Source organism: Arthrobacter jinronghuae, from assembly GCF_025244825.1.
GTDB classification, from domain to species: Bacteria; Actinomycetota; Actinomycetes; order Actinomycetales; family Micrococcaceae; genus Arthrobacter_B; species Arthrobacter_B jinronghuae.
Genome location: NZ_CP104263.1, coordinates 186,834 through 198,898, shown reverse-complemented (window position 1 = coordinate 198,898; position 12,065 = coordinate 186,834). Strand labels below are relative to the sequence as shown.

The following is a 12,065-nucleotide window of genomic DNA, read 5'->3' as shown; positions in this document are numbered from 1 at the left end:
CTCCTATCGTACTAACGATCGGGTTGGTATTTTCCGTCAACCAAGCCCTGCCTGAACCAACGGATGACGGGCGTACCGCGTGGCGCGATAATGGAACGGTGATTGCTTCCGCCCACCCCACCGTCCTCAGCGAGGACCAATGGCTGCCGCGGCAGTCTGCGCACGAAGAACGCGTCCGGCCCTTCACCGAAGGATTCCTCGCACGGCGCTCGGCCGGGCGGAAGCACCCGGTGGAGGACTTCCTCTTCACCTACTACTCCCAGAAACCCGGCCAGCTGCTGCGCTGGCACCCGGGCGCCGGCGTCATTCTCACCGGTCCGTCCGCACTCGAACGCACCGGGTGGAAGTTCTACCGGACGCTGACGGAAACGGAACGGGACGCCGCGGGGATCGACGCCGAAACACCCGCCGTCACTGTGGATACCGAGGGGTTCGCCGCGGTGCGCGGGGACGCCCTCGGATTCACCACCATGCTGCTGTCCCGCACGGCCGCGCGGAGGCCGGTACTGGGATGCTTCGGCATGCACGAGTGGGCCATGGCCTACAAGTCGGAGGACAACGGCATCCGGCACGATTACCTGCAGCTGCGGCTGGGTGCCGACGGGACGGATGAACTGGTGGAGCGCAGCCGGATCCGCTGCACCCACTTCGATGCCTTCCGGTTCTACACACCGGAAGCAGTGCCCCTGAACGAGCTCACACCCACCCGCGAGAACCAGCGGGACCTGGAACAGCCCGGCTGCCTGCACGCCAACATGGACCTGTACAAATGGGCCTACAAACTGGTGCCGCTGCTTCCCAGCGAGGTGGTTATGGACGCCTTCGAACTGTCCTGGCGCATCCGCGAAATGGATATGTGTGCCTCACCCTATGACCTGGCCGACTGGGGTTACACCCCGATTGCGGTGGAAACTCCGGCAGGCCGGGCGCAGTACGCAGCCGCACAACGCGGCTTCGCCGAGGAATCGCAGCAGTTGCGGGCTCGCATCCTGGGCCTGCTGGAACCCTTTGGAGGACAGCTGTGCAGCCAGAACCGACCGGCCGGGTTATCCGCACCGGAACCGAGTCCTACGACCTGATTCTTCACCGCGGCTTTCCCGAACCGGCTGCGGCCGTGTGGCCCAGCTTCACCAACCCCGACCAGACGGCCCAGTGGTTCGGCCGCTGGGAAAGGAGCCCCGTCAGGGGAGGCACCGTCGATCTGCAGCTGCTCTTCGAAGAGGGCCTGCCCTGGAGCAGGGTCCGGATAGCGGAGTGTGTCTCCCCGGAACTTCTGCGCCTGCTGGTCGAGGATGAATACGGCGGCTGGGACCTGGAGATCCGCCTCCGGAACGAACCGGCCGGCACCGCACTGGATTTTATCCACCATTTGGAGGATCCGCAGGCCGTTTCCAGCATCGGGCCGGGCTGGGAATACTATCTGGATCACTTGATGGCTGCCCGAAGCGGCGGACCGGCGCCGGACTTCAAGGACTACTTCCCAAGCCAGGAAGCCTACTTCGCGGCGCAGGCAGAGGCTGCCGCTGATTCGCCCGACCCTGCTTGACAGAGTTGGCTAGGCTGGTGGCTCCGCTACCGATGGAGGCCGTACAGTGCGCAACATTCGAGGAACCGCGTTAGTCCCCATGCTGCTGTGCACCGCCCTTCTGTTGGCAGCCTGCGGGGGCGGTTCCGGCCGTTCTCCGGAGTCCCCGGAATCGACCGACTCCCCCAATGAGTCAACGACGGCGCCGACCTCGCCCGTCGGTTCGCCTAGACCGATCGGCTCCCCGACCCCCCTTCCCGGGACCGGCGGCACCGGCGGCACCACCGCGGAGGCACCGGTTTCGCTGACCGTCGAGTTCAGTGCGGACGGGACGACGCCGAGCAGCACCTGGACGCTGCAGTGCGACGGCGCCGAGCCGCGGGAAGGGTCGACCGTACCGGATCCTGCCGGGGCCTGTGCCGTGCTCGCCGACCAGGGGGCAGCCGCCCTAGCGGAGCCGGCGGCGGGCTTGATGTGTACCCAGGAGATCCGCGGAATGCAGCGTGCACACGTCACCGGCATGGTTAACGGCGAGGCCGTGGACACAAGCTTCTCGCTGACGGACGGCTGCCAGATTTCGCGCTGGGAACGGCTTACCGCCCTGCTGGGACCTGCGGACGGTTCCCTCTAGCTACCGGCGCACGCGTTCCCGCCGGGCCAGGATCACCAAAGTGCAGATTGGCCCGAGCACGGGGAATATCAGGCAGAAGAGAAGCAGCCCGAACCGCTCCCCGGCAGTGACTGCGCTCGAGCGGGCCAAGCGGATGATGGCCCACACCAGTAAAAGCAGCAGCGCTGCAGCGATGCCGGAAACCAGGACGGTGTCGACCGCCGGGATGCTCGGGTTGGCATCCTCATCCATGGGCCGCCGCCGTTCCGCTGGGCTCCGGCACGCCGGGCCGTTCCCGTTTGCGCCGCACATGAACCTGCTTGCGTATCCGGGCAACCACGTCGCCGCTGCTGTCGGTCACGTCCACCGAGAACCATTCGAGGACCTTCTCCCCGCCCGCGGCCAGCTTGCGCAGGCGTTCGACGTCGGCCGGATCCAGGACAAACTCGGCCCGCACCTCGCCCTTTCCCGGCTTCAGGAACTCAATCTCCGCGGCACGGTCCCAGACAACGTGGTCACGGCCGAGGTGGTGGAGCAGCATCATCATCCAGAACGGGTCCGTCATGGCGAACAGTGAGCCGCCGAAATGCACGCCGGCCACGTTCTTGTTCCACCAGTAGGACCGCAGCCGCACGGAGACACCCAGATATTCAGGGTCCAGTCGGGTGATCCGAATGCCGGTAAAGGCAAAGGGCGGCCACACGTTCATTAGCCGGCGGACGGTGGCGGGGCTTGCTTGTAGGAGTCTCACGGCCCCCACTCTAACCGGAAGGTAATCCACGCCACAGGAAGACCTGCGATAGCTAACCCGGCATGGATGGCCTATTATTGAATAAGCATGCTTAGTATTTTTCCGGACAACGGAGTGCCGGACCCGACTGAAAGCGTAGAAATGTCCATAGAAGCAAAGGACCAATACCTCTGGGCACGCGGGCTCCTGGAGTCCGATGACGCGGAATACATGCATTGCGGCGAACCCATGCAGCCCCGGGACAACCGGCAACGCTCCATCTTCGAACCGATCAGCGTGGAGTCCATGCCGGAGGAACCGGTGGATGTTCAGCTGGAAACCACTGTGCTCCGCTGCGCCTGCGGCTTCCAGTTGGAGATTCCGGCCTAGGTCCGACCAGTCACCGTAACGCAGGTAACGCCGGTAGAATGGCAAGTGCAAGCTCGCGGAGCGCTGAATCAGCGTGAGACGGCAAGGTCCGCGGCCACCCATCTCGTCTAGAGGAGCTGCCGGATGCCCCGGATCGTTGTTGATGTTATGCCCAAGCCTGAAATCCTCGATCCGCAGGGCAAGGCCATTGCAGGCGCGCTGCCCCGCCTGGGACTGACCGGCTTCGCCGGAGTCCGCCAGGGCAAGCGCTTCGAGCTCACCGTTGACGGAGACGTCACCCCCGAAATCCTGGAGCAGGCCCGCACCGCCGCCGCGACGCTGCTGTCCAATCCCGTGATCGAAGACGTCACCCGCGTTGAAGTAATCCCGGAGGCCTGATCTTGAGTACTCCCCTGATCGGCGACTTTTCCGTCGCCCCCGAAAACGACGCGCTCCGCGCCGTCCGGGTAGGTATCATCACCTTCCCCGGCACCCTGGATGACCGCGACGCCGCGCGCGCCGTGACCATCGCCGGCGGCACCGCCGTCGGGCTCTGGCATGCCGAAGCGAATCTGCAGTCCGTGGACGCGGTGATCATCCCCGGAGGGTTCTCCTACGGGGACTACCTGCGCGCCGGGGCCATTGCCCGCTTCGCACCGCTCATGGAAAAGGTAGTGGACGCCGCCGCCGGCGGCATGCCCGTGCTGGGCATCTGCAACGGCTTCCAGATCCTCACCGAGGCACACCTGCTGCCGGGTTCCATGATCAAGAACAACCACCTGAAATTCTCCTGCGCTGACCAGCTGCTGCGCGTGGAAAACAACAGCACCGCCTGGACCAACGCCTACGAGCTGGGTGCCGGAATGGTCGTTCCGCTGAAGAACCAGGACGGCCAGTACGTCGCGGATGAGAAAACGCTGGACGAACTGGAGGGCGAAGGCCGGGTGGTCTTCCGCTACGAGGGTGAGAACCCCAACGGGTCCCGCCGCGGCATCGCCGGCATTTCCAACGCTGCAAGAAACGTCGTCGGGTTGATGCCCCACCCTGAACACGCCGTCGAACCCGGCTTCGGCCCGGATTCCTCCGCCTACGGCGAGGTCGGCCTGGGCTACGGCACCGACGGGCTGCGCATCTTCAGCTCTGTACTCAACTCGCTCGTTGCCGGAGGCAAGTCATGACCGTTTCCCCCAGTGCTGCCGCTGAGCAGAAGAAGTTCCGCATCGACACCGTTGTGCACGCCGCTGCCACCCCGGACACGGAGCTGCCCTGGGCCGAGCTCGGCCTGAAGGAAGACGAGTTCAACCGGGTCGTGGAGATCCTGGGCCGCCGCCCCACCGCGGCGGAACTGGCGATGTACTCGGTGATGTGGTCCGAGCACTGCTCCTACAAGTCCTCCAAGGTGCATTTGAAGCAGTTCGGGGACAAGGTCACCGACAAAATGAAGGAACACCTGCTGGTGGGGATCGGCGAGAACGCCGGCGTGGTGGACATCGGTGAGGGCTGGGCCGTGACCTTCAAGGTCGAATCCCACAACCACCCGTCCTTCGTGGAGCCCTACCAGGGTGCCGCCACCGGCGTCGGCGGCATTGTCCGCGACATCATCTCCATGGGTGCCCGCCCGGTGGCCGTGATGGATCCGCTGCGCTTCGGCGCCATCGACCACCCGGACACCGCCCGCCTGGTGCACGGCATCGTGTCCGGCATCGGCGGCTACGGCAACTCCCTGGGGCTGCCAAACATCGGCGGGGAACTGGTCTTCGACTCCGTCTACCAGGGCAACCCGCTGGTCAACGCCCTGGCCGTGGGCGTAATGCGCCACGAGGACATCCGGCTGGCCAACGCCTCCGGCGCCGGCAACAAGGTGGTGCTCTTCGGCGCCCGCACCGGCGGCGACGGCATCGGCGGCGCCTCCGTGCTGGCCTCCGAATCCTTCGACGCGGACAAACCCTCCAAGCGCCCCGCCGTCCAGGTGGGCGATCCCTTCGCGGAGAAGGTGCTCATCGAGTGCTGCCTGGAACTGTTCAAGTCCTCCGTGGTGGAGGGCATCCAGGACCTGGGGGCGGCCGGTATTTCCTGCGCGACGTCGGAGCTCGCCTCCAACGGCGACGGCGGCATGCACGTGGAGCTGACGAACGTGCTGCTGCGCGACCCCACCCTGACGCCCGGCGAGATCCTGATGTCCGAGTCACAGGAACGCATGATGGCCGTGGTGACCCCGGAGAACGTGGAAGCGTTCGAGGCGATCATGGACAAGTGGAACGTGGAGTACTCCTGGCTCGGCGAAGTCACCGGCACCGGCCGGCTGATCATCGACTGGGACGGCGAAACCATTGTCGACGTCGATCCGCGCACAGTGGCGCACGAGGGCCCGGTGTACCAGCGGCCCATGGCGCGTCCGGCCGCGCAGGACAGCATCGAAGCCAACTCCTTCAACGCTGAACGGCCCTTCGGCAGCGCCGCAGTCAAGGACGCCATCCTGGAGCTGATGGCCTCGCCGAACATGTGCGACAAGTCCTGGGTCACCAACCAGTACGACCGCTATGTGCAGGGCAACACCGCCCTGGCCATACCGGATGACGCCGGTGTGGTCCGCGTGGATGAAACCACTGGCCTGGGCGTCGCCATTTCCACCGATGCCAACGGCCGCTACTCCTACCTGAATCCGTACGAGGGCGCGAAGCTGGCCCTGGCCGAGTCCTACCGCAACGTGTCCACCGCCGGCGCAAAGCCGTTGGCGGTCACCGACTGCCTGAACTTCGGTTCCCCGGAGGACCCGGAGGTCATGTGGCAGTTCGCCGAGTCCGTGCGCGGGCTGGCCGACGGCTGCCGCGAACTCGGCGTGCCCGTCACCGGCGGCAACGTTTCGCTCTACAACCAGACCGGCGGCGTCGCCATCCATCCCACCCCTGTGGTGGGCGTGCTGGGCGTGTTCGACGACGTCGCCCGCCGGACGCCGTCGGGCTGGCGGCAGGACGGCCAGGCCATTTACCTGATGGGCACCACGCAGGACGAGCTGGACGGCTCCGAATACGCGAATCTGCGCGGCCATCTGGGCGGGCAGCCGCCCAAGGTGGACCTGCAGGCGGAGAAACTGCTCGGGGAACTGCTGGTCAATGCCTCCCGCGACGGCATGATCGACGCCGCGCATGACCTCTCCGAGGGCGGCCTCGCCGCCGCGCTGTCCGAAATGGCCCTGCGCTTCGGCGTCGGTGCGCGGATCGGCCTTGGCGAAGTCTGCGAACGCGACGGAGTGGACCTGTTCACCCTGCTGTTCTCCGAGTCCCAGGCCCGCGCCGTCGTCGCGGTGGCCCGCAGCGAGGAAGTCCGGTTCAAGGACATGTGCTCGGCGCGCGGTTTCGCTCATGCCCGGATCGGCGTGGTGGACACCGAGATCGGCGCCCTGGACTTCCAGAGCAACTTCACCCTGCCCCTCGATGAGTTGAAGGCGGCTCACGAAGGCACCCTGCCGAAGCACTTCGGCTAAGCCGGCAGCACCAGCACGGGCCCGCGGACTCCGCCGGGCCCGTGTAGGCTCCTCAGGCATGGACAAGATCAACCGAACGCAGCAGGTCCGCCAGGTTGGCGGAGTACTAAGTCTGGCGGCGGGCGCCGTCCCACTGATTTTGAACCTGCCGTATTTGTTCAGCGGGGATGACCGGCTGACGGCCGGTCTCACCGTTGCGGCCGGGCTGCTGGCAGCAGGCATCGGGGTGTGGTTGCTGGCGGGGGCCCGCAGCCGGGGAGCGGAACAAGTGCTGACTGCGGACCGGGGACGGGTGAAGTTCATGGGGGCGATCGCGGTACTGTGCGCAGTAATGCTCATCATTTCGCTGCTGCTGCTCCAGCAGCCCACGACGTCCACCGGGCTATTCGGACTCCTTCTGGCGAACTCGTTCCGGATGCTCTTCGTACCTGTTGGGCGCCAAACCTAGTAGTGCCCTCCGGGTCCGGGTGAGCCGAATGAAGCAAAACCCGAAAGTACGTGCAAAATTAGCTCGTGAGCATAATCCCCGAGAACCTGGCCGCGGAGGCCGGCATTCCCACGCAGCGCCTGTCGCTGGACCTGATGACCGTGGCCGAAGTGGACGCCCTCATCATCCAGACGCGACGCCCGGACTGGGCGGAGGACTTCCCCCAGCCCACCGACTACGACGCCGCCCGCCAGTTCTTCGAGGCCGGATTGCTCGGTCCCGCTGCGTCGTTCGGCACGCGCCTGATCCGGGAACTTTCGACCGCGCTGGTGGTGGGAACCATCGGCTTTGCCGGCGTCCCCGATGAGGGCACGGTGGAAGTCAGCTACAGCGTGGTTCCCTCATGCCAGGGGCAGGGCTACGCCACTGAAGCGTTGGTGGCCCTGGCACGGTTTGCGCTCACCCACCCGGAGGTGGACACCATCATCGCCTACACGGAACCGGGCAATGACGCGTCCCAATCCCTGCTGTTGAGCGCGGGCTTCATGCCGGTGGAGGAAAGCGAACTCACCCTGCAGTTCGCCCTCCGGCGGGATCAGCTCCCGGAGGCCAGCCGGTAGGCTGCGGCGAAATACCGGTTGGTGTAAAACTGCTGGACGCGGGTGTTGACCATGTTGACGGCACCCACCAGCCGGTTGCCCGGGCGGCTGTAGGCAGCAACCCGGAAGTACAGCCGGCCGGCTTCGTCGAGTTCGGCGTAAAAACCTTCTTCACCGCGCTCCGGGTGTCCTGGCAGGGTGCCGTAGCCAAACCCGCTGCGCTGTCCGCGGACCGGCGCGCCGTCGTCGTCCAGCGCCGCTTCAGCAGCCCAGATCACGCGGCAGGGAGCGTAGTAGCGCACCCGCCAGACCCCCACGCCCGATGCCATGTCCACACCCGGGGCGGCGCGCGGCGTGCCGGGTGCCACATACAGCCCCGCCCGGCGGTGCAGGTCCCAGTCCAGCAGCCCGTTGGCGAGGCGGAGAAACCCGGCCTGCGAATCGGCCACTTCCAGTTCTGCCTTGCGCAGCACCAGCCGGTAACCCGCGGGCCAGCGGTCCGTCATGGGTGCCGGATAGGGCCGCTCGGTTAGCCCCTGCTCAGCGTAGGTGAAACCGGTGTTGTGCCTCATCCCTCCGCCAGGCCCTTCCAAGCGAGTGATTCCCGGTCCTTTCGCGGCAGCGAGGCCACCACCAGGTCATAGGAGTCCTCGACCAGGTCCCGGATCATGTCCCGCGGCAGGCCGGAGGCAACTTCCACCTGATTCCAGTGCGTCTTGTTCATGTGCCAGGCGCCGGTGATTTCCGGATGGGCGGCGCGTAGCTGAAGCGCCAGCTCCGGTTCGCACTTCAGGCTGATCATCAGGGGTTCACCGGCAAGCTCCGTCAGAGCGAACATCTTCGCTTTGCCAGCGGCGGCCCCCACCTTGAACACCGAGGACTCCGGCCCGAAGGGGAAGTCTTCGAACGCCCCGGGCAGGGACAGGCACAACCGTCTAAGCTCACCCGCATCCATGGGAAAAGCCTAGCGCTGCCGTCCGCGCAACGGCACTGCACAGCCCATGGGTGACAGGATGGGAGGAACAGGTAGATTACTGCGGGCGTGCCGGCAGCAGAGCGAAGGATAAAACGGTTTGAAGCAGATCAACCGCAGTAGCGGCCCCGTCAGCCAGGCTGCGGAGCGCGCCGCCGGTTCCAGGACCTTCGAGCGGTTCGCCCGGGTGGGCTATGTGGCAAGCGGGATAGTGCACATTGTCATTGGCCTGATCGCCTTGCAGATCAACGCCGGAGGGTCCGGCAATGCGGACACCAGCGGTGCCGTAGCTGCTGTGGCCGAACAGCCCGCCGGGTACGCGCTGGTCTGGTTCTGCTTCCTCGGCTGCTACGCCCTGGCACTGTTCCAGCTCACCCGCATCTTCTTTGCCGGACAGCAGCTGAAGGACAAGGAGCTGTGGAAGGACCGGGCCAGCAACGCCGGGCAGGTTCTCGTTTACGGGGCCATCGGAACCGTTTTCGCTTCGTTTGCCCTGGGCCGCGGAAGCAATAACGGCAGCTCTTCCTCGGTCAGCTGGACCGCCCGCCTGCTGGCGGTACCAGCGGGCCAATGGATTCTTGGACTCACCGGGCTGGTGGTGGTGGGAATCGGCGGCTACTTCATTTTCAAGGGAGCCACACGCCGCTTCCGCCGGAACCTCACCGGCGTCCCCGGCGGACTCTGGGCAAAGGCCGTGGACATCACCGGCGTGGCCGGCTTTATCGCCAAGGGAGTGTCGCTTGGCATCCTGGGGGTGCTGCTCACCCTGGCCGCCGTGCAGGCGGACCCGGAGGAGTCCACCGGTCTCGACGGCGCGCTGCATACGCTGCGGGACCAGCCCTTCGGCGTGGTGGCGCTGGCCGCGGTGGGGGTCGGGCTGATGCTCTACGGGCTGTACATGGGGATCATCCGCGCTCGGTTCGCCAAACTCTAGAGCCCGAGGCGCGGTGCTTCGATGACCGGGCAGGCGTCCATCACGACGTCGAGCCCTGCCGCCGCCGCACGCGCGGCTGCCGCTTCGTCCACCACGCCGAGCTGCATCCAGACCGCCTTGGCGCCCACTTCGATGGCCTGGTCCACAATGTCGCCCACCCGGGCGGAATTCACGAAGCAATCCACTACGTCGATGCTTCCCGGGATTTCACTGAGCCGGCGGTATCCCTTGTTGCCGTGCACGTCATCGCCCTTCAGGCTCACCGGGATGATCTCCATGCCCAGCTGGTCCTGGATAAAGCGTGAGACGCCGACGGCGGGGCGGAGCGGGTTATTGGACAAGCCCACGATCGCCCACCGGGCCCCCTTGTTCCGGAGCAGCCGTTCGATTGCCGCTGGGTCGTTAGCGTGTGCCACAGTTTCTTCCTTTGCCCCGGAGCCGGTGATAGGCATCCAGCTTAGGCCAGGAAAGACTCGATGGCGTCGGTCAGGGCCGCATCAGGAATACCGCGGGTATCCGATTCCACCAGCAGGAACTCCCCGGAGTCCAAGGCCTCGGCGGTTTGCCGCGCCAGGTCCTGGGTATCGTCGCCGCTGCTGCTGCCGGCCATAACGAGAACGGGGATGCTGACGCCGCTGAGGCCCTCGATCTCGGTCTGCAGGACCATCAGTTCGTCCTCCCCGTCAGCGAGGGACAGGGTTGGTTCCAGCGCGACCACCCGGCTGACCACCGTGGATTCCTCCGCGGCCCTCAGCGCCAGGAACGCGCCTTCATCAAAGCCGTAAAGGTCAGTTGATCCCCCGGCTACCTGAAGGACGGCGAGCAGGTCATCGACGTCCGACTCCGCCGTGTATTCCTCGCCCATGCCGCTTTCGCCGATGCCCCGGCGGTCATAGGTGTAGACCGTATGGTTTTTCGAGAGGGCATCCGCCAGGACCACCGTCGCGGGACTGCTGCGGTGCGCCAGCAGGGGTCCGACGATCGCCAGCGGAGGGCCGCTGCCCCGCCGGGACCACGCAATGGGCGTTCCATCGGCGGACATCACGATTCCGGAGGCACCCGAAGCTGATTCCATGGCCGGCTCCTGCTGGTTGGGGGGTAGGAAGATGCTGGAGAGCTAAAGGGTGCTCGCCCCAACCGCACCCTTCTCCAAAATTAGGAGCCGACGGCGCGCGAGGTCAATGCCCGCAGGCGGCAGGTGCATCGAAGTGCCGCAGACGATGGACCGGCGACGCGGCGTCGAACATTTCTTTATGTGAACGCGGGCAACCTGCCGGGACTTGTCGGATCCGCCGATCCGGCGTTTAGTAGTGCTTGACCATCCCGAGCGGCTGAGAGACCTGGATCGATGAAGCCGCAGCAACCCTGGTTGCCGCATTTCCTCCTTGAACTGCGGCAATAACGAGGCTGGTGTCGCAGGAAGCCGTTATCCCGGCTCAGGACACCTTCCGTAGGGTGCTACTGCCAGGATCGATGGAGTGTTTCTATGACTGCAGTACTGCCCTCTTCCACGTCCGGCACAGGACCCAGTGCGGCCCTGCCGGTAAAGTTCGCCGGGCTCGGCCGCAGCTTCGGCTCCGGACCGAACGAACATGTAGTCCTTCGGGACATCACTTTCGAGGTCCGGCCCGGCGAGGTGCTGGCCATCCTGGGCCCGAGCGGCTGCGGCAAGTCCACCCTGCTGCGGGCCGCCGCCGGCCTGGACCTGCCCACTGACGGCAGCATCCTGATCGACGGCAAGTCCGTCAGCGGGATAGACGACCGCTGCGCCGTCGCCTTCCAGGAACCGCGGCTGCTGCCGTGGCAGACGCTGCAGGCCAATATTGCGATCGGTCTGCCCAAGTCCGCGAGCGCCAGCCGGGGGAAGGCCAAGGTTGCCGAGCTCCTGGACCTGGTGGGACTGTCCGCCTTCGCCAAGCACCGGCCGCGGGCGGTGTCCGGGGGCATGGCCCAGCGGACCTCCCTGGCCCGGGCGCTGGCCCGGGAACCCGGCGTCCTGCTCCTGGATGAACCCTTTGGTGCCCTCGACGCACTGACCCGGCTGAAGATGCAGGACCTGCTGCTCGCCCTGCACCGGGCAGCGCCCGCCACGGTACTGTTGGTGACCCACGACGTGGATGAAGCCCTGCAGCTGGCGGACCGCATCATTGTCCTCGGCAGCCAGGACGGCGCCCCCGGTGCCACCATCACCGAGGTTGTCACCGTTCCCGGCGCCCGGCCCCGTGACCGGGCCTCGGCGGAACTGGCCCGAATGCGCGGCGAGCTCCTCGCCCTTCTCGGCGTCGAGCGCCACTAGACCCCCATCCCCACCCGGGAGCTCTCCCGGCCCGCTCCTGCCCCTTTCCGGGGCGGAGCTATCCCGTGTTACCCGCTTACGGCCGCAGCCGGACGCTTTCGCGTACCCGGCGCAGGCC

At 66.2% G+C, this 12,065-nt stretch carries 17 protein-coding genes; 11 read left to right on the top strand and 6 right to left on the bottom strand.

The window, feature by feature from the left end; translation table 11 throughout:
• The first annotated feature begins 101 nt into the window (after positions 1 to 101).
• The 3 genes from N2K98_RS01040 to N2K98_RS01030 all read left to right on the top strand — a co-directional run bounded on the left by N2K98_RS01040 (position 102) and on the right by N2K98_RS01030 (position 2,156).
• On the top strand, positions 102 to 1,079 hold the full coding sequence (locus tag N2K98_RS01040; RefSeq protein ID WP_255864830.1) for a 3-methyladenine DNA glycosylase: 978 nt from the start codon (positions 102 to 104) through the stop codon (positions 1,077 to 1,079).
• On the top strand, positions 1,022 to 1,546 hold the full coding sequence (locus N2K98_RS01035; RefSeq protein ID WP_255864371.1) for an SRPBCC domain-containing protein: 525 nt from the start codon (positions 1,022 to 1,024) through the stop codon (positions 1,544 to 1,546). Before N2K98_RS01040 ends, N2K98_RS01035 begins: the two co-directional genes overlap by 58 nt.
• 79 nt (positions 1,547 to 1,625) lie before the next feature.
• Positions 1,626 to 2,156 carry a hypothetical protein gene (locus N2K98_RS01030; RefSeq protein WP_260553838.1) on the top strand — a complete coding sequence of 177 codons (531 nt, stop codon included), beginning with the start codon at positions 1,626 to 1,628 and terminating at the stop codon, positions 2,154 to 2,156.
• Here N2K98_RS01030 and N2K98_RS01025 read toward each other — a convergent pair whose 3' ends face one another.
• Positions 2,157 to 2,387, bottom strand: a complete 231-nt coding sequence (locus N2K98_RS01025) for a hypothetical protein (RefSeq protein WP_255864373.1) — start codon at positions 2,385 to 2,387, stop codon at positions 2,157 to 2,159.
• The gene (locus N2K98_RS01020; RefSeq protein ID WP_255796154.1) at positions 2,380 to 2,886 is read right to left on the bottom strand and encodes a DUF4442 domain-containing protein; all 507 of its coding nucleotides are present in this window, start codon (positions 2,884 to 2,886) and stop codon (positions 2,380 to 2,382) included. The genes N2K98_RS01025 and N2K98_RS01020 overlap by 8 nt, the downstream gene beginning before the upstream one ends.
• 141 nt (positions 2,887 to 3,027) lie before the next feature.
• Here N2K98_RS01020 and N2K98_RS01015 point away from each other — a divergent pair, with 141 nt between their 5' ends.
• The 6 genes from N2K98_RS01015 (at position 3,028) to N2K98_RS00990 (ending at position 7,765) form a co-directional block, all read left to right on the top strand.
• Positions 3,028 to 3,255 carry a hypothetical protein gene (locus N2K98_RS01015; RefSeq protein ID WP_255864374.1) on the top strand — a complete coding sequence of 76 codons (228 nt, stop codon included), beginning with the start codon at positions 3,028 to 3,030 and terminating at the stop codon, positions 3,253 to 3,255.
• A gap of 123 nt (positions 3,256 to 3,378) precedes the next feature.
• The gene (purS, locus tag N2K98_RS01010) at positions 3,379 to 3,633 is read left to right on the top strand and encodes a phosphoribosylformylglycinamidine synthase subunit PurS (RefSeq protein WP_227920839.1); all 255 of its coding nucleotides are present in this window, start codon (positions 3,379 to 3,381) and stop codon (positions 3,631 to 3,633) included.
• Positions 3,633 to 4,412 (top strand): phosphoribosylformylglycinamidine synthase subunit PurQ, encoded by a 780-nt coding sequence (gene purQ, locus N2K98_RS01005; protein WP_407080016.1) that lies wholly within the window; start codon positions 3,633 to 3,635, stop codon positions 4,410 to 4,412. The genes purS and purQ overlap by 1 nt, the downstream gene beginning before the upstream one ends.
• Entirely contained in the window at positions 4,409 to 6,718 is a 2,310-nt protein-coding gene (gene purL / locus N2K98_RS01000; protein ID WP_255864375.1) for a phosphoribosylformylglycinamidine synthase subunit PurL, read from the top strand. The genes purQ and purL overlap by 4 nt, the downstream gene beginning before the upstream one ends.
• A 58-nt stretch (positions 6,719 to 6,776) precedes the next feature.
• Complete coding sequence (locus N2K98_RS00995; protein ID WP_255796158.1) at positions 6,777 to 7,166, top strand: hypothetical protein; 390 nt, start codon at positions 6,777 to 6,779, stop codon at positions 7,164 to 7,166.
• Between the two features lie 65 nt (positions 7,167 to 7,231).
• Entirely contained in the window at positions 7,232 to 7,765 is a 534-nt protein-coding gene (locus tag N2K98_RS00990) for a GNAT family N-acetyltransferase (RefSeq protein WP_255796159.1), read from the top strand.
• Here the strand turns inward: N2K98_RS00990 and N2K98_RS00985 are convergent.
• Positions 7,741 to 8,316 carry a DUF1990 family protein gene (locus tag N2K98_RS00985; protein WP_255864376.1) on the bottom strand — a complete coding sequence of 192 codons (576 nt, stop codon included), beginning with the start codon at positions 8,314 to 8,316 and terminating at the stop codon, positions 7,741 to 7,743. The two genes, N2K98_RS00990 and N2K98_RS00985, sit on opposite strands and share 25 nt — an antisense overlap.
• Positions 8,313 to 8,699: an MmcQ/YjbR family DNA-binding protein gene (locus tag N2K98_RS00980; protein ID WP_255864377.1), complete on the bottom strand. Its 387-nt coding sequence runs from the start codon at positions 8,697 to 8,699 to the stop codon at positions 8,313 to 8,315. The genes N2K98_RS00985 and N2K98_RS00980 overlap by 4 nt, the downstream gene beginning before the upstream one ends.
• 118 nt (positions 8,700 to 8,817) lie before the next feature.
• Between N2K98_RS00980 and N2K98_RS00975 the strand changes: the two genes are divergently transcribed.
• Positions 8,818 to 9,651: a DUF1206 domain-containing protein gene (locus tag N2K98_RS00975; RefSeq protein WP_255864378.1), complete on the top strand. Its 834-nt coding sequence runs from the start codon at positions 8,818 to 8,820 to the stop codon at positions 9,649 to 9,651.
• Here N2K98_RS00975 and N2K98_RS00970 read toward each other — a convergent pair.
• A complete protein-coding gene (locus tag N2K98_RS00970; protein ID WP_255864379.1) occupies positions 9,648 to 10,067 on the bottom strand; it encodes a CoA-binding protein in 420 nt (139 codons plus the stop codon). The two genes, N2K98_RS00975 and N2K98_RS00970, sit on opposite strands and share 4 nt — an antisense overlap.
• 41 nt (positions 10,068 to 10,108) lie before the next feature.
• Positions 10,109 to 10,726, bottom strand: a complete 618-nt coding sequence (locus N2K98_RS00965) for an alpha/beta fold hydrolase (RefSeq protein WP_255796166.1) — start codon at positions 10,724 to 10,726, stop codon at positions 10,109 to 10,111.
• Positions 10,727 to 11,137: 411 nt separating this feature from the next.
• Here N2K98_RS00965 and N2K98_RS00960 point away from each other — a divergent pair, with 411 nt between their 5' ends.
• Positions 11,138 to 11,947 carry an ABC transporter ATP-binding protein gene (locus N2K98_RS00960; RefSeq protein ID WP_255864380.1) on the top strand — a complete coding sequence of 270 codons (810 nt, stop codon included), beginning with the start codon at positions 11,138 to 11,140 and terminating at the stop codon, positions 11,945 to 11,947.
• Positions 11,948 to 12,065 lie beyond the last annotated feature (118 nt).